Origin of the sequence: Geothrix paludis (assembly GCF_022808815.1) — a bacterium.
Lineage (GTDB): Bacteria > Acidobacteriota > Holophagae > Holophagales > Holophagaceae > Geothrix > Geothrix paludis.
In genome coordinates, this window is sequence record NZ_JAKZLC010000001.1 from 1,019,748 (window position 1) to 1,035,334 (window position 15,587).

Below are 15,587 nucleotides of genomic sequence, written 5' to 3' on the forward strand. Positions count from 1 at the left end.
AGACCTTCGTTCAGACGCCGAGGCGCTTGCGTGTTTCAGCGGTGGGGACGCCATCCTTGGTCCAGCCGCGCACCTGGTAGTACTCGGGCAGCATGACGTCGAGCTTGGACACGGCGCCTTTCTGGGGGCCCGTCTTGGCTGGCTCCTTCATCAGGCGCGGCGGGAGGTTGTCATCCTTGGCCGTGAAGCCGGCAGCGAGGTTGAACTCGCGCTCCATGTTCCAGATGCGCTCGCCCACCAGCAGCAGCCGCTCCTCGGACCAGTCGCCTTCGCAGGCGGCCTGGATCTGCGGCTGGATGTCCGACAGGCCCCAGGCGAAGGTGGTGAAGAGGCAGATGCCGGCGGAATCCACCACGGCGGTGAGGTCCTGGAAGGCCTTCAGCATGGCGGGTTTCCCTTCGGTGGCCTGGGGTTCCATCTTCACGGGGATGCCCAAGACCTCGGGGGACACCATGTAGCCGCGCAGGTGGCAGGCCCCGCGGTTGTTGGTGGCGTAGGCCAGGCCCATGCCCTGCAGGGCGCGCCCGTCGTAGGCCGGGAACTCCTGGCTCTTGACGGTCATGGACAGCTCGGGATGGCCGTACTTCGTGCAGAGCCGCTTGGAGCCCAGGCCCATGATCTTGCCGAAGCCCTCTCCCTTGGCAGTCATCTCGGCGAGCTTGACCAGGGCTTCCGTGGAACCGAAGGGCATCTTGAGGCCGGTCTCCTTCTCCGTGAGGACGCCCATCTCGTAGAGTTCCATGGCCGCGCCCACGGTGGCCCCGAAGGTGATGGGATCGAAGCCGTCCTCGTTGCAGAGGAAGTTGGCGTAGGTCAGGGCCTCCAGGTCGTTCACACCATTGGCGGCGCCCAGGGCCCAGGCGGCTTCGTACTCCACGCCGCCGGAAGCGCCGTGGTACTGGGGCTTGTCCTTGATGCTGAAGTGGCCGGGATCCATGCGGGAGATGCGCCCGCAGGCGATGGTGCAGCCGAAGCAGGCGCCGTTAGTGACGAGGTTGGCCTTGCCGTCCGTGGGCCGCTTCTCGTGCATGGCCTCGCCGGAGATGTCGTGGGCGCCCTCGAACTGCACCTCGCGATGGTTGCGCGTGGGCAGCGCCCCCAGCTCGTTGATGACGTTCATCAGCACCTGGGTGCCGTAGGTGGGGAGTCCCTGCCCCGTCACGCCGTTGGCCGCCAGCACCTTCTTGCCGGCCTCGGTGGCGGCGAAGAAGGCCTCCGGGTTGGCCATCTGGTAGGCGTCGGTGCGCGTGCCGCGCACGGCGACGGCCTTGAGGTTCTTGGAGCCCATGACGGCGCCGACACCGGAGCGGCCCGCGGCACGGTGCAGGTCGTTCACGATGGCCGCGTAGAGCACGCGGTTCTCACCGGCCCGGCCGATGGCGGCCACGCGGATCTGGGGATCCTGGTGCTGGGTCTTGATGGTCTCCTCGGTCTCCCAGACGGTCTTGCCCCAGAGGTGGGAGGCGTCCACCAGCTCGGCCTTGCCGTCGTTGATGAGGAGGTAGACGGGCTTCGGGGCAGCCCCTTCGAAGATTACCATGTCCCAGCCCGCGAACTTCAGCTCGGCGCCGAAGTAGCCGCCGGAGTTCGAGCAGGCGATGGCGCCCGTGAGCGGGCCCTTGGTCACCACGGAATAGCGTCCACCCGTGGCGGCCATGGTGCCCGTGAGCGGGCCCGTCACGAAGATGAGCTTGTTCTTGGGCGAGAAGGGATCAACCTTCGGGTCGATCTCGGACACGAGGTACTTGGTGGCGAGGCCCCGCTGGCCCAGGTAGTCCTGCGCCCACTGCATGTTCAGCGGCTCCGTGGTGCAGGTGCCGGCCTCGAGGTTCACGCGGAGAACGTTCTTGGTCCATGCCATGGCAGTCGCTCCTCACACCGTCGCCGGGTTGGTGTCGGTCTTGCCGGCCCACTGGCGCATCTTCCCGAGCCCTGTCCAGTCGGCATCCACGTAGGTGATGGCTCCGGTCGGACAGGCCTTGGCGCAGGCCGGCTCGCCGTCGCAGAGGTCGCACTTCTGCACCTTGCCGGTGGAGGCCACGTAGTTGATGGTGCCGAAGGGGCAGGCGATCGTGCAGACCTTGCAGCCCACGCAGGTGGGCTCCAGCACGATCTTCGCGCCGGTGACGGGATCCAACCGGATGGCGTCCACCGGGCAGGCCGTCATGCACCAGGCCTCATCGCACTGCGTGCAGGTGTAGGGCACGAAGCGCCCTTCCTTGTGGAAGGTGAACACCTTGATCCGCGACTTCGCGATGGTGAAGCTGCGGTGGTTCTCCCAGGCGCAGGCCATCTCGCACTGGAGACAGGCCGTGCACTTGTTGGGGTCGATGTGGAGGGACTTCTGCATGGCGGAACCTCCTATGTGATGGCGCTGTCAGGAATGGATCGCGATGATCATAGATCGGATAACGGTGGAGGGTGATGCCCATTTTTACGGCCGGGCTGAAAGGAAAAGGGCGCCTCGAGGCGCCCTTTTCTTCAGCCCAAAGGCTCGTATTTCACCTGGAATTTCGGCGGACGGTTCACGTAGAGGATGTAACCCGCGCCGATCAGGGCAAATAGGAGGCTCACGTAACCTGATCCCTCCTGGAAATCCGCCTCGAAGAAATGCTGCGCCGCCACGAGGGCGAGACGGAGGCTCAGTCCACCTTCCACCTCCCTCGCGGCCGAGAACAGGATGAACAGGTAGTCGCCCGCCAGGACCGTGGCCACGGTCAGCAGCACCGTCAGGGCCCGGCCGACGTGGTTCACCTTCTCCATGCCCCGGTTGATGGCCCACGCCAGGGCCACGCCGATGCCGATGGCTCCCCACAGGAAGATGCGGTGGATCAGGTACGCGAGGCCGCCCCACAGGACCGCCAGCACCGCTCCGGTGACAGCGCCGTAGAGGAGCCCGGCCATGGGATTGGACACGAGACCGTCGTAGGCCTCCTTGGCCCGTCGCGCCTGCTCATCCTGCGAGGCACGGCAGGGCGTGCAGATCCGCACCGGGACGCCATCCGCCGTCCAGAGTCCCTCGCGAGTCTCCCGTCCACAGCCTTCGCACTGCTCCGCCACGGGTTTCGCAGCCTTCGCCGCGAACCCCACCAGGACCTTCAGCACGGCAGCGACGGCCTCGGGCTTGGGGGCGAACAGCGAAAAAGGCCAGTGGCAGACGATGCCATCTTCCATCAGCGTCAGCGACTTCAGGAGGGCCTTGGGCACGGCCTTCTTGCCCGTGGCTTGCCGGAGATCCTCGGAACCCGCGGCGAAGGCGGCGAGCCCGTCGGGCCCCGCCGACCAGGAGCCCTTGGCGAACCGCACCAGGAACGAAACCTGTGAATGGTTCTGGTTCCTGCTCCAGGCGGCCGCCACGGGATATCCCTGCATGGACCCCACCGCGGCGGCGTTCTGCCAGGGGCCCTTGGCGACGGCTTTCAGGCCGGTGAGTTCCGCCAGGCGTACGAGACGTTTCTGGGTCATGATTTCCTCATATTCAGGGTGGGGTCGACTCAGGATACCTGGGCATCGCCATTCCTGGAACCACCCGCGCGCCTTGCCTCTGCCCAGGTTCGCGGGTGCAATGGGAGCGGGAAGGAACCCTCATGAAAGCCATCTCCCTCCGTGTGGACGTCGACACCCTGGAAGGCTCGGTCACGGGCATCCCCACCCTGCTGCGCCTGCTGGACAAGCACCAGATGCGGGCCAGCTTCTACTTCAGCTTCGGCCCCGACAACAGCGGCAAGGCCATCCGGCGCATCTTCCGCAAGGGCTTCCTGGCCAAGATGCGGCGCACGAACGCCACCAAGCTCTACGGCTTCAAGACCATGATGTACGGCGTGCTGCTGCCGGCGCCCATCATCTGGAAGCGCGCCGCCGCCGAGATGCGGGCCGCCAAGGCCGCCGGTCACGAGGTGGGCATCCACGCCTGGGACCACGTGCAGTACCACGACCTGCTGGACCGCAAGTCGCGGAAGTGGCTGTCGGACTGGTACGCGAACGCCCACGAGGCCTTCGGCACGGTCTTCGGCGAGAAGCCCCTAGGCGCCGTGAGCCCCGCCTGGCGGTGCAATGACACCACGCTGGAGCTGCAGGAGGCCTACGGCCTGGCCTATGCCGGGGACTGCCGGGGCCTCGCGCCCTTCTACCCCATCGTGAAGGGGCGCACGCTCCGCACCCTCCAGATCCCCACCACCCTGCCCACCCTGGACGAGCTGCTGGGCCTGGAGGGCCGCACGCCAGACCAGGTCAACCGCGAGGTCTGGGATCTGGTGCGGGAGGACGCCCTGAACGTCTACGCCCTGCACACGGAGGTCGAAGGAGGGGCCCTGTTCGAGACCTTCGACGCCTTCCTGGGCGGCCTGCGGGAGCGCAGTGTGGTGGCCCGCACCCACGCGGACTGGCTGCCGGAGCTGAAGGCGGCGAATCCGCCGGCCAAGGCCGTCTCCCGCCGGGAGATCCCGGGCCGGGCGGGCTGGGTGAGCTGGGAAGGCTGATCATCGCAAGACGATGTCTGTTGCAGTAACCTTCGGGATAGCTCATCCCGAGGTCCCCATGCGCCTTCCGGCCCCGCTTCTGCTCTCCGCCCTGGCCCTGCCCCCGCTCGTGGCCCAGGCTCCCGAAGAGGCGCGCCTGAAGCGGGTGGAATCCCGCGTGAACGGCCTCAACTGGGAACTGGATGCGGTGCGAAAGGCCGCGGACGACCAGCTCTGGTTCCTGCGGTTGTCGGATGTGGCCGTGGTGGACAAGGTGACCTACACCGGGCCCCCGAACCCCCGGGGCGAGGAGACCTATGGCATCAAGAACCAGCGGCACCCCCTGAAGATCCAGCAGTACGTCTTCGTCCCTCGCAAGGCCGAGAAGGGCCGGAAGCTGCCCCTCATCGTGCTGCCCCACGGGGGCGTCCACGGCGACTTCGGCACCTACCACGTCCACATCGTGCGGGAGATGATCGAGCGGGGCTACATCGTGGTGGCGCCCGACTACCGGGGCTCCACGGGCTACGGCAAGGGGCTGTACGACGCCATCGACTACGGCGGCCTGGAGATCGACGACGTGGTGGCCGGCCGCGACTGGGCCGTGGAGCACCTCTCCGTGGACCCGCAGCGCTGCGCCATGGTGGGCTGGAGCCACGGCGGCCTCATCGCCCTCATGGCCGTCTTCGACCATCCGGAGAAGTTCGCCGCCTGCTACGCCGGCGTGCCCGTCTCCGACCTCCTGATGCGGGTGGGCTACGCCGGCGAGGAGTATCGGGACGACGCCGTCGTCCGCACCATGTTCGCCGGCAAGACCCCTAGCGAGGACGTGGAGATGGTGCGGCGGCGCAGCCCCGTGTGGAACGTCCAGAAGCTGCGCACCCCCCTGCTCATCCACACCAACACCAATGACCGGGACGTGAACGTGGTGGAGGTCGAGACCCTCATCAACGCCCTCAAGGCCGCCGGCAAGACCTTCGAGAGCAGGATCTACCAGGACGCCCCCGGCGGCCACAGCTTCAACCGCATCGACACCACGGTGGCCCAGGAGTCGCGGAAAGAGATCTACGCCTTTCTTGAGAAGCACCTCAAGTAGTTCCATACGAAAATCGTGGCCCGAACGGGCCACGATTTTCGCAAGGTGGAACCGCTACGCGTGCTGTTTTAATTTGTCTTTCCCGCCGAACCACTGATCCCAGTACACCACCACGGGGCTGGCGATGTAGATGGACGAGTAGGTGCCGGTGATGACGCCGATGACCAGCGGGAAGGCCAGGTCCTTGAGGGCCGGGCCACCGAAGAGCCAGAGACAGACGGAGACGAACAGCACGGACATGGAGGTGAGGATCGTCCGGCCGAGGGTCTGGTTGATGGAATCGTTTACCAGCTTGGTCACCGTGGCACGGCGGTACTCCGGTCGGTGGCTGTTCTCCCGGATGCGGTCGAACACCACGATGGTGTCGGCCATGGAGTAGCCCATCAATGTGAGGAAGCTGGCCACCACGGGCACGTTGAACTCATAGCCGAAGGCCGCGAAGAGGGCCAGGGCCATGAGCATGTCGTGGACCAGGGACACGATGCCGCCCACGGCGTAGCTCGCCGTGAACCGGAACATCACGTAGACGAGGATGGCTCCCAGGGCCCAGGCCACGGCCGTGAGGGTCTTGCGGGTCCACTCGCCGGAGATGCTGGGAGAGAAGCTCTCGTCCTTGAGGATGCCCACCGCGCCCAGCCGGTAGCTCTTCTGGACCGTGTCCCGCACGACCTGGGGCAGATCCTGCGGCAGCTCGGCAAAGCCCTGATAGAGGCCCGAGGGCAGCCGGTCGCGGCTGGCGATGATCTTCTCCGCGAAGGGGGTGTAGGCGGCCTGAAGCGCCATCTCGTCCCCACCGATGCCGGCGGGATTGGCCTTCACCAGCGTGTCCGTCAGCGTCTTGGAGCCTTCGAGGTTGAGGGCCGGCAGCGCGCTGGTCGCGCCTTCGGGATCCAGCTGCTTGAAGATGGCCCGCAGGGCGTTGGCCTGGATGGTGCTGTCCTTCTGGTCCCCCTCCTTCTTGGCCTTCACCTTCACCGAGAAGTCATGGATCGACTTGTCGGGGTTCTCATAGGCCACCACGGAGGCGTCGGCATAACCCTGCCGGGCGAGGGCCGCCCGGATGGTCTCGGGCTCCATGGCGCCGCGGAACCGCACGGTCATGTCGTTGCCGCCCACGAACTGCATGCCCAGGTGGATGCGGTTGCTGTGGGTGAGATTCCAAGGCCGCACATAGAGGAGCGAGATCAGGATGATGCCCCAGCTGATGGCGATGGCCGTGCCCTTGTACTTCATGAAGTCGTAGGACGAACCCTTGAAGAAGGTATGGGTGCCCACGGAGAGGGTCTTGGTGCCGGGGTGGTGCTCGAGCACCCAGTCGTAGATGTAGCGGCTGATGTAGATGCTGGTGAACAGCGAGGCCACGACGCCCACGGTGAGGGTCACGGCGAAGCCCTTCACGGGGCCCGTGCCGAAGATGAAGAGCAGCAGGGCCGCGAAGAGCTGGGTCACGTGGCTGTCCACGATGGTCCAGAACACCCGGTCGAAACCCGCGTCGATGGCGCCGGGCACGCTCTTGCCGAGGCCCAGTTCCTCCTTGATGCGCTCGAAGATGAGGATGTTCGCGTCCACCGCCATGCCCAGGGTGAGCACGAAGCCCGCGATGCCTGGCAGGGTGAGCGTGGCGCGGAAAGAGCCCAGCAGGCCCATCATCACGATCACGTTCACGGTGAGGGCCACGATCGCGTTGACACCCGACCAGTGATAGAAGATGACCATGAAGCCGATGATGGCGGCGAAGCCGATGACGGCCGCCCGCACGCCGGCGTGGATGGAGTCGCGGCCCAGGCCGGGGCCCACGACGCGCTCCTCAAGGAACTTCATGGGGGCGCGGAGGGCGCCGCTGCGGAGCTGGCTGGCCAGGTCGTCGGCCTCCTGGGCGGTGAAGCTGCCGCTGATGCGGACGGCGCCGCCGATGATCTTCTCCTTGGCCGTCAGCTCGGTGACGATCTTCCGGTCGAGCACGATGGCGATGTAGCGGCTCTCCTCCGAGGCGATGCCCGTGAGGCGGGCGAAGTCGTCATCCCCCTTCTTGTTGAGGGTGAAGTTGACCTCGTTGGCCTCGGTCTGGGAGTTGGACGCGCGGTGCGAATCGATGATGTCGGCGCCGTCCACGGCCACGCGGCTCTCCAGGAGGACCCACTTACTGATCCTCTCCTCGCCGGGCTTGGCCTTCTCCACGGGCTGGCCCGTGCGGCGGGCCTGGCGCTCGCTCTCGATCTCCGGGAACAGCTCGAATTCAGGCGGGATGGTCCCCTTGAAGAAGGCCAGGGCCTCCTCCTTGGTGTTGAAGTAGACCTGGGGGGCCTTGGCCACCAGGCGCTGCTCCAGGTGGCCCGGCGTGGCCAGCAGCTTCTTGATACGCTCGCGGTCACCTTCCTCGATGCCGGGGATCTCCACCACGATGCGGTTGCCTTCGGCGCCGCTGGCGGTGATCTCGGGCTCCAGCACGTTGGCGGGGTCGATGTCGCGGATGCGCTTCTCGATGACCTCCAGGGCGCGCTTGTTGGCGTCGTCCTTCAGCTGCTTCTGGTAGGAGTCGCGCTGGGTGAGCCGGAAGACGTCCCCATCGGCGCTGAAGGTGTAGCCCGAGAAGTAGTCCTTGGCGACCTTCTCCACCGTGGCCTTCTGGTCCGCGCCCACGCCGTCGACCCGGAGGGCGCTGCCGTCCACCTGCACCACCGCGCCGGGGAGGCCCTTCTCCTTGAGGCGGGCGGTGAGGCGATCCCGGCTGTCGCGCAGGTCGGCCGCAAGGGCCTCCTGGCCCTGGACCTCCAGCTCGAAGTGGACGCCGCCCCGGAGATCGAGGCCCAGCTTCACCTTCGAGAGGGGCGTGAAGAAGTAGCCGCAGCCGAACAGCACGGCGAGAACAATGGCGAGGCGCCAGAGGCTCCGCTTGGTCACGGGGCGCTCCTACAAGAAGCGGGCCGGCGGGGGCCGGCCCGGAAGGTCAGGGGGTCAGTTCTGCTGCTGTTCAGGTTCGGAGGCCAGAGCCGCCACGGCCGCGCGCCGGGCCTTGACCACGGAGCCGCCAAGCTTGATCCAGATGTGCTTGTCCTCGACGCGGTCGATGGTGGCGTAGAGGCCGGAGGTCAGCACGACTTCGTCGCCGGCCTTCAGCTTGGACAGGCGGGTCTCCATCTCCTTGCGGGCCTTGCTCTGGGGCCGGATGAGGAGGAAGTAGAACATCAGGGCCATGCCGCCGATGAACACGAACTGGATCCAAGCGGGCCCGCCGCCGGCCTGGGTCTGCTGAAGAAGGGCGTACATCATCTAGGGCTCCTCGGTCTGCCATCGGGCGCGCGCGATCTGGGCGAACGCCGGAAATCGGTTTTCCAGCAGGGCCTGCCGCGCGTCGCGGGTGAGCCCCACAGTGTAGCTCAGGTTGTGGATCGTGTTCAGCGTGAAGCCCAGCAGCTCGCCGCAGCGGAAGAGGTGGTGGAGGTAGGCCCGGCTGAAGGTCCGGCAGGTGTAGCAGCCGCAGTCCGGATCCAGCGGCAGGTCGGTCTCCCGGTGCCGGGCGTTCTTGAGGTTGAGCTTGCCGCGGCTGGTGAGGATGCGGCCGTGGCGGGCCTCCCGGCTGGGCAGCACGCAATCGAAGAGATCCACCCCCTGCTCGATGCCGAAGAGCAGGTCCTCTGGCGTGCCCACGCCCATGAGGTACCGCGGCCGGTCCGCGGGGAGCTCCTTCACGAACTCCGCCAGGACGGCGTTCATCTCGTCCTTGGGCTCCCCCACGCTGAGGCCGCCAACGGCGAAGCCCTGGAAGGGGGTCTTCGCATCAAGCTCCATCGCCTCCGCCAGGTGGCGCCGGCGCAGGTCCAGGTGGGTCCCGCCCTGGTTGATGGCGAAGAGCCCCTGGTGCGGCTGGAGCGGCACGGCCCGGCTGCGGGCCAGCCACCGCGTGGTGCGGGCCATGCTCACTTCAAGCTTGGTGCGCTCCATGCGGCCTGGCGGGCACTCGTCCAGGGCCATGCAGATGTCCGAGCCCAGGTTCCGCTGGATCTCCAGGCTCCGCTCGGGAGACAGGAACTGCGGGCTGCCGTCGACGTGGCTCTGGAAGGTGACGCCGTCCTCGGTCATCTTCCGGAGCGAGGCCAGGGAGAAGACCTGGAACCCGCCTGAATCCGTGAGGATGGGCCCATCCCACCCCATGAACCGGTGGAGGCCCCCCAGGCGCGCCACCAGGCTGTCTCCGGGGCGCAGCCCCAGATGATAGGTGTTGCCGAGGATCACCTGGGGCCCCACCTCCCGGAGCTGGACCGGCGTGATGCCCTTGACCGTCCCCTGGGTCCCGACGGGCATGAAAGCCGGGGTCAGAACCTCGCCATGCGAGGTGTAAAACCCACCCGCCCTCGCGGCCCCGGAGGGGGGGGTGGAGGCGGGGGTAAATGAAAAATATGGGGTTGTGACCTTCGACATGGGACGCATAGACCTTCTTAACAAAAATTAACAATTTCATTTGCTTGGGTCGCAGACGGGTGTTGCGAAACCAAGCAAAAAACAGCGAAAGACAGATATGGCGGGGATCAGGCCCGTCTTTCGAGCTTGACCATCGGTTCGCCCTTTGCCATCTTAGCCGTTGGGCCAGCCCCAGCTCTTTATCCTCACCTTTCGTTGCCGGACCGAAGTTCCCATGGGTCCGGCGCGCTGTTTTTTCCCCTGGATTTTTCAAGGGAGTCGCATGAGCAAAGATCCCAAGAAATCACCCCCCGCCAAGCCGGTGGCTCCCGTGGAGACGCTAGAGGACGCTGTATACAAGTCCTCACTCGTCGCCGGGAATGAGGCGATCAAGCGGGGCAACCCCAAGGTCACCATTCCCACGACGATCACCATGTACGCGCTCTTCGCGTTCATCGGGTTCCAGCTGGCGAAGCACACCGAGGCCGGGAAGAAGGTGATCAAGACGGTGGGCATCGACCTGGCCGAGCAGGTGGAAGCCGCTCCGCCTCCGCCTCCGCCGCCTCCTCCGCCGCCACCACCGCCGCCGCCGCCGCCGATGGCCGTGTCCGCCGGCAAGGTGGACACGACTCCCATCGATCCGCGTCAGGAAGTGGTGCCTGAGCAGGCGCCCAAGGAGCTTCCGAAGCAGGATCACTCCCTCGGCGGCGTCCCCGGCGGCGTTCCCGGTGGTGTTCCAGGCGGCGTCATCGGTGGCGTGGTCGGCGGTGTGGTCGGCGGCGTGGTCGGCGGCACCGGCAAGGTGGTGGACTTCGACTTCAGCCAGATCAAGGTGAAGTACCAGCCCCCCGCCCCGCCCTATCCTCCTCTCGCCAAGATCGCCAAGATCCAGGGCACGGTGGTCGTGGAGATCGTGGTCGGCCCCGATGGTGTGCCCACCTCGGCCGTCGCGAAGGAAGGACCTCCCCAGCTGCGGCCCACGGCTGAAGCCTACGCCATGCAGTGGAAGTTCGAGCCCGCCCTCCTGAACGGCGCACCCCAGTACGCGCGATTCAAGCTCACCATGCCGTTCCGGCTCCGGTAGCCCGCGCCCCTTCCCACGTCCAATCCTCTCTCCATTCCATAAGGAAACCTCATGAACCTGTTCACCACCCCCCTGATGCTCGGTCTTGCCGAAGGCGGCCACGACAGCTTCTCCGCCGCCGAGATCTGGCGTTCGGCCTCCATCGCCAACAAGTTCATCATCTCCGTCCTCTTCATCCTGATGGCCTATCAGATCTACGTGGCCATCGAGCGCTTCGTGACCTACGCGCAGAGCAAGCAGGCCTCCGACAAGTTCCTCAAGCTCTTCATGGACACGCTCCGCCGCGGCGACTTCGAGGCCGCCAAGCGTGCCGCCACCACCCACAACAAGAGCCACATCGCCCTGGTGCTGAAGCACGGCCTGGACATCTTCCAGTACGAGAAGCAGCTCAAGACCATGAACCCCAACCACGACGCCATCCAGCCCGTGGAGCGTGCCATCCAGCGCGGCACCGCCGAAGTGGTCGAGCTCCTCAAGAAGGGCATGAGCGGCCTGGGCACCATCGGCGCCCTGGCCCCCTTCATCGGCCTGCTCGGCACCGTGATCGGCATCATCAAGGTCTTCTCCGACCTGAAGACCAAGGGCGCCGGCGACATCAACGCCCTGGCCGGCTCCATCGGTGAGGCCCTGGCCACCACCGCCCTCGGCCTGTTCGTCGCCATCCCGGCCGTGTGGATCTACAACCTGCTGACCAACAAGCAGGACGTTGTCGTCACCAACATCAACAACGCGGCCTCCCAGATGATCGACGAGTTCATCCGCCGCGAGAGCCAGAGCTAAGGAACCGCCACCCAGCCCGGGGGCGCGAGCTCCCGGGCTATTTCTAAGGAGAACACACCATGGATACAGGTGGTTCCAAGGGTGGGATGAAGTCCGACATCAACGTCACGCCACTTGTGGACATCGTGCTGGTGCTGTTGATCATCTTCATCGTGATCACCCCCGCCGTGAACAACGCTGTGAAGCTGCCGTTGTCCAAGCATGCCCCGAAGGTGGATCAGCAGCAGGACGCGGGCCAGAAATACCTGACCCTCATGCTCACCTCGAAGCGCAACGACAAGTACGAAGTGATCGGCCCCGGCGCCGTCCTCATCGACGACAAAGACGCGAAGGACATGCGGTTCTACATCAATGACGAAGGCCAGCGCCAGCAGCTGGAGGACTTCATCAACAAGAACGTCTCGATGCTGAACGACAAGCGCGTGTTCGTGAAGGCCGATGCCGACCTGCCCTTCAAGTACATCAACGAGCTGTTCCAGTCCTGCCGGAAGGGTGGCGCCGACGAGGCGTCCATCGTGACCAGCGAGGACAAGGACACCAAGAAGGAAGGGGGTAACTGATGGATACCGGCGGCGCCAAGGGTAAAGCCAAAACCGATATCAACGTCACCCCGCTGATCGACATCGTGCTGGTGCTCCTCATCGTCTTCATCGTGATGGTGCCCGGTCTCAGCAAGGCCATGAAGGTGGTGGTGCCCCAGGTCGTCCAGACCGCCACCCCTCCCAAGGCCGATCCGAACAACATCCTGATCCAGGTGGACCAGGACGGCACGATGACCCTCCAGCAGGACAAGATCGACGCCCAGGGTCTCAAGGACAAGCTTCCTGATGCGGTGATGCTGCAGCCCCTCAACTACCGGAAGGTCTTCCTGAAGGTGGACGAGGACGTGAAGTTCCAGGCCATGGTGGACGTGCTCGATGCCGTCCGCGTCGCCTCGGAAACCGCCAAGAAGAAGTCCCTCGAGAACCTCGACAAGTTCCAGGGCCAGGATGGCGGCGACGTGAAAGTGGCCGTCTCCCTCAAGAAGCGCATCGTGGCCGCACCCGTCAGCTAGGTGCTCCCCGATCCACATGAAAAGGGCCCTCCGGGGCCCTTTTTCATGCCCGTGCCCGGTGCCCCAGCACGGTGCCGTAGGCCACTCCGGCCACGGTGATCAGGACCCCCGCCAGCCCGGCTACCGTGGCGCGCTCGCCCAGCAGGGGCATGGCCAGGAGATACTGGACGATGGGCAGCAGCTGGAGCCACACCGCCGCCTCGGATACGGACAGGGCCCCGTAGGCCTCCGACATCAGCATCTGCCCGCCAAGCGCCAGCAAGCTCATGAGAATCGCCAGCCCCCAGGCGCCCAGGCCCCCATGGAGGAGGCGGGGCCAGGGCGAGAGGGCGAAAGGAAGCACCACGGGCAGGCCCGCCAGGCAGAAGTAGAAGAAGATGGTCGCGGCGTTCTCCGTGTGGCGCGCCGCCCGTATGGCGTTGGCGCTGGTGGCCGCGAACACCGCCGCTGCCAGGGCCGCCAGTTCCCCCCTGCCCAATCCCAGGCCCAGCCCCAAGTGCCCCTGGCTGAGCACCAGGACCACGCCCAGGGAGGCTGCCAGGATCGCCAGCCAGAGGTGGATGGTGGGACGTTCCTTGAAGATCGCCAGCGACATCGCCACCGCGATCACCGGGAAGACGTTGTAGAGGATGCCTGCCTCACCCGCCGGGATGTGGGCCAGGGCGTAGAAATAGAGCACCACCACCGCGCCGCCCGAAAGGCCGCGGGTCACCAGCAGCCGGTAGTTGCTGGGCCGGTAGAGCCCCGGAATCAGGGCGAAAGCCACGAGACTCGCCAGAGCGCCCACCACGAAGCGCAGGACGGCCAGGTGGCCCGCCGAGAACCCCATGCCCGGCATCGTGAGCTTCCGCGCCAGGATGGCCATGAGGCCGAAGCAGAGCGCGGAACCCGCCAGCTCGGCGCGGGCCACCATGCGGCGGTGGGAGTGGAGGGGGATCGAGGCTGGCATGCCTTCCATCCTGCCGGGACTGACAGAGGTGGGGCCTGAAAAGCTTCAACCACGCTCGCGGAGGGGCGCGGAGACAGCAGAGGGCAAGGAAGCTGCATCAGCTCCCCTCTTTTCTCAGCACCCTCCGCTCCCTCAGCATTCCTCTGCGTGCGTTTCCCGCACCAGGAGAATCAGGGGTTGTAGGCGCCCTGCGGCAGGTTCAGGCCCGCGGTGTGGAAGGCCGAACTCAGGGCCCCGCCCCGGAAGGCGCCGCGGTCTGCGGCCTCGAGATGATCCAGCAGGTGGGACAGATTCGCCCCGCTGGGCACCGTGGGCACACCCAGATCCAGGGCCAGCTCAGGCAAGGTGAGGTCGTCCAGGAAGGTGCCCTCCTCGCGGACCACCTGCCCCCGCAGGGTGTACTGGTCCGTGGGGCCCGTATGAGTGCGGAGGCTGGCGGATGGCACCACCACCGCATCCACCCAGTCGGTCCGGCCGCCCTTCTGATCCCGGTCCGCGTGGGCGGCGTACTTCAGATCCTCGCCGCAAAGCAGGCCCGCCACGGTGACGCTGTCGCCGAAGCTGAAGTTCCGGGCCGGCACCACGCGCAGGTGGCTGCCCACCGCGCGGTTCAGCTCCGCGGCCACCCGCGAGAGCGTGGGCGCGAAGCTCGAGCCCGTCAGCAGCAGCACGCGGCGTCCGGCGAACCCCCTGGCGCGGGGGCTCTTGATGAAGCGCCGGCTGTGCTCCAGGAAGCGGCGCACCAGGCCCACGCCATTCTCCAGCTGGGCCCAGGAGCGCGAATAGAAGGCCCGGCCGGGAACTTCGATCCCGGCGCGGGTGAACCACTCGTCCGCCAGGAGCAGCCAGGGCTCGCCGTCGTTGGCCCTGGCAAAGGTCCGGACCTCCGGCGTCCAGCGGGCCACCCACTCCCGGGCGAAGGCCAGGTCGACGTCCTGTACCGAGGGGAGGTTCTCCCGGTGGGCCGTGAGCCCCACGGGGACGCAGGAAAGGCTGAGGACGCTGCCGCGCCCCTCCTTCCGGCGTGCCCAGAGGTCGTCTACCGTCTGCTGCCAGACGGCCCCATCGTTGAGCCCCGGGGCCACCACGGCCTGGGTGTGGACATCGATGCCGCCCGCCAGCAGCCGGTCAATCTTCTCCAGGATGTGGCCCTCGCGAGGATTGCCCACCACCTTCACCCGGGCCTCGGGGTCCGTGGCGTGGACGGAGACGTGGATGGGGCTCAGGCGCTCGCGGATGATGCGGTCCAGTTCGGCCTCGTCGCTGCTGGAGAGGGTCGTGAAATGGCCGTAGAGGAAGGAGAGGCGAACATCCTCGTCCTTGAGGTAGAGCGACTTCCGGAAGCCCTTGGGCATCTGGTGCACGAAGCAGAACACGCAGTTCTGCTTGCAGACCTTCACCTCGTCCTGGGCGAGGTCCACGCCGAGCCCTTCCCCGCCGTTCTCCACGGAGGCCTCGAAGGTGCTGCCGTCCGGCCGCTGGAGGCGCAGGTCCGTCTCGTCCCGCTGGGTCACCAGGAATTGGTAGTTCAGCTGGTCCAGTACGGCCTCGCCGTTGATGGCCAGAAGGGTGTCGCCCGGGCGGATCCCCGCTTCCTCGGCCAGGCTGCCGGGTTCCACCGCGATGATCTGCACGCCTTTCTGGGCCAAGGGACGCTCCGTCTGCTCCGGAATTCCTGCGGAATTCCGGAGTATGGATTGTCTCATCGCAACGGCTTTATGGCTTTTCCTATTCTCCGGCCCGCCAGGGCCGGGGCTCCGGTGGGCCTG

Annotated in this window: 14 protein-coding genes; 6 read left to right on the plus strand and 8 right to left on the minus strand. The window is 66.4% G+C overall.

Annotation, left to right across the window (positions count from 1 at the left end; genetic code table 11):
- Nucleotides 1–10 precede the first annotated feature (10 nt).
- The 3 genes from MLE64_RS04670 to MLE64_RS04680 all read right to left on the minus strand — a co-directional run bounded on the left by MLE64_RS04670 (nt 11) and on the right by MLE64_RS04680 (nt 3,465).
- The gene (locus tag MLE64_RS04670) at nt 11–1,861 is read right to left on the minus strand and encodes an aldehyde ferredoxin oxidoreductase family protein (protein ID WP_243316604.1); all 1,851 of its coding nucleotides are present in this window, start codon (nt 1,859–1,861) and stop codon (nt 11–13) included.
- 12 nt (nt 1,862–1,873) lie between these two features.
- Nucleotides 1,874–2,350 carry a 4Fe-4S dicluster domain-containing protein gene (locus tag MLE64_RS04675; protein ID WP_243316606.1) on the minus strand — a complete coding sequence of 159 codons (477 nt, stop codon included), beginning with the start codon at nt 2,348–2,350 and terminating at the stop codon, nt 1,874–1,876.
- 131 nt (nt 2,351–2,481) lie between these two features.
- Entirely contained in the window at nt 2,482–3,465 is a 984-nt protein-coding gene (locus MLE64_RS04680; RefSeq protein WP_243316608.1) for a hypothetical protein, read from the minus strand.
- Nucleotides 3,466–3,587: 122 nt separating this feature from the next.
- Between MLE64_RS04680 and MLE64_RS04685 the strand changes: the two genes are divergently transcribed.
- Nucleotides 3,588–4,478: a polysaccharide deacetylase family protein gene (locus MLE64_RS04685; protein ID WP_243316610.1), complete on the plus strand. Its 891-nt coding sequence runs from the start codon at nt 3,588–3,590 to the stop codon at nt 4,476–4,478.
- A gap of 58 nt (nt 4,479–4,536) precedes the next feature.
- Nucleotides 4,537–5,553 (plus strand): alpha/beta hydrolase family protein, encoded by a 1,017-nt coding sequence (locus tag MLE64_RS04690; RefSeq protein ID WP_243316612.1) that lies wholly within the window; start codon nt 4,537–4,539, stop codon nt 5,551–5,553.
- Nucleotides 5,554–5,607: 54 nt separating this feature from the next.
- On the opposite strand, the gene secD is transcribed toward MLE64_RS04690, so the two are convergent.
- Genes secD through tgt form a run of 3 tightly spaced genes read right to left on the minus strand, consistent with a single transcriptional unit; the run spans nt 5,608 to nt 9,972 of the window.
- Complete coding sequence (secD, locus tag MLE64_RS04695; RefSeq protein ID WP_243316621.1) at nt 5,608–8,454, minus strand: protein translocase subunit SecD; 2,847 nt, start codon at nt 8,452–8,454, stop codon at nt 5,608–5,610.
- A gap of 54 nt (nt 8,455–8,508) precedes the next feature.
- Complete coding sequence (gene yajC / locus MLE64_RS04700; RefSeq protein WP_243316622.1) at nt 8,509–8,823, minus strand: preprotein translocase subunit YajC; 315 nt, start codon at nt 8,821–8,823, stop codon at nt 8,509–8,511.
- Entirely contained in the window at nt 8,824–9,972 is a 1,149-nt protein-coding gene (gene tgt / locus MLE64_RS04705; protein ID WP_279342872.1) for a tRNA guanosine(34) transglycosylase Tgt, read from the minus strand.
- 262 nt (nt 9,973–10,234) lie between these two features.
- Between tgt and MLE64_RS04710 the strand changes: the two genes are divergently transcribed.
- Genes MLE64_RS04710 through MLE64_RS04725 form a run of 4 tightly spaced genes read left to right on the plus strand, consistent with a single transcriptional unit; the run spans nt 10,235 to nt 12,869 of the window.
- Complete coding sequence (locus tag MLE64_RS04710; RefSeq protein ID WP_243316632.1) at nt 10,235–11,035, plus strand: energy transducer TonB; 801 nt, start codon at nt 10,235–10,237, stop codon at nt 11,033–11,035.
- Nucleotides 11,036–11,086: 51 nt separating this feature from the next.
- Nucleotides 11,087–11,815 (plus strand): MotA/TolQ/ExbB proton channel family protein, encoded by a 729-nt coding sequence (locus tag MLE64_RS04715; RefSeq protein WP_243294054.1) that lies wholly within the window; start codon nt 11,087–11,089, stop codon nt 11,813–11,815.
- Between the two features lie 59 nt (nt 11,816–11,874).
- Nucleotides 11,875–12,375: an ExbD/TolR family protein gene (locus tag MLE64_RS04720; RefSeq protein ID WP_243287948.1), complete on the plus strand. Its 501-nt coding sequence runs from the start codon at nt 11,875–11,877 to the stop codon at nt 12,373–12,375.
- On the plus strand, nt 12,375–12,869 hold the full coding sequence (locus MLE64_RS04725; protein WP_243316634.1) for an ExbD/TolR family protein: 495 nt from the start codon (nt 12,375–12,377) through the stop codon (nt 12,867–12,869). The genes MLE64_RS04720 and MLE64_RS04725 overlap by 1 nt, the downstream gene beginning before the upstream one ends.
- A gap of 43 nt (nt 12,870–12,912) precedes the next feature.
- Here the strand turns inward: MLE64_RS04725 and MLE64_RS04730 are convergent, their stop codons facing one another.
- Together MLE64_RS04730 and MLE64_RS04735 are read right to left on the minus strand one after the other, a co-directional pair.
- Nucleotides 12,913–13,818 (minus strand): DMT family transporter, encoded by a 906-nt coding sequence (locus MLE64_RS04730; protein ID WP_243316636.1) that lies wholly within the window; start codon nt 13,816–13,818, stop codon nt 12,913–12,915.
- Between the two features lie 170 nt (nt 13,819–13,988).
- Nucleotides 13,989–15,467, minus strand: coding sequence for a DUF512 domain-containing protein (locus tag MLE64_RS04735; RefSeq protein ID WP_243316643.1), 1,479 nt, complete (start codon nt 15,465–15,467; stop codon nt 13,989–13,991).
- Nucleotides 15,468–15,587: the final 120 nt, after the last annotated feature.

Coding starts and splice junctions, on each gene's coding strand:
- MLE64_RS04670 (WP_243316604.1), bottom strand. CDS start 1,861: ATGGCATGGACCAAGAACGTTCTCCGCGTGAACCTCGAGGCCGGCACC.
- MLE64_RS04675 (WP_243316606.1), bottom strand. CDS start 2,350: ATGCAGAAGTCCCTCCACATCGACCCCAACAAGTGCACGGCCTGTCTC.
- MLE64_RS04680 (WP_243316608.1), bottom strand. CDS start 3,465: ATGACCCAGAAACGTCTCGTACGCCTGGCGGAACTCACCGGCCTGAAA.
- MLE64_RS04685 (WP_243316610.1), top strand. CDS start 3,588: ATGAAAGCCATCTCCCTCCGTGTGGACGTCGACACCCTGGAAGGCTCG.
- MLE64_RS04690 (WP_243316612.1), top strand. CDS start 4,537: ATGCGCCTTCCGGCCCCGCTTCTGCTCTCCGCCCTGGCCCTGCCCCCG.
- yajC (WP_243316622.1), bottom strand. CDS start 8,823: ATGATGTACGCCCTTCTTCAGCAGACCCAGGCCGGCGGCGGGCCCGCT.
- tgt (WP_279342872.1), bottom strand. CDS start 9,972: ATGTCGAAGGTCACAACCCCATATTTTTCATTTACCCCCGCCTCCACC.
- MLE64_RS04710 (WP_243316632.1), top strand. CDS start 10,235: ATGAGCAAAGATCCCAAGAAATCACCCCCCGCCAAGCCGGTGGCTCCC.
- MLE64_RS04715 (WP_243294054.1), top strand. CDS start 11,087: ATGAACCTGTTCACCACCCCCCTGATGCTCGGTCTTGCCGAAGGCGGC.
- MLE64_RS04720 (WP_243287948.1), top strand. CDS start 11,875: ATGGATACAGGTGGTTCCAAGGGTGGGATGAAGTCCGACATCAACGTC.
- MLE64_RS04725 (WP_243316634.1), top strand. CDS start 12,375: ATGGATACCGGCGGCGCCAAGGGTAAAGCCAAAACCGATATCAACGTC.
- MLE64_RS04730 (WP_243316636.1), bottom strand. CDS start 13,818: ATGCCAGCCTCGATCCCCCTCCACTCCCACCGCCGCATGGTGGCCCGC.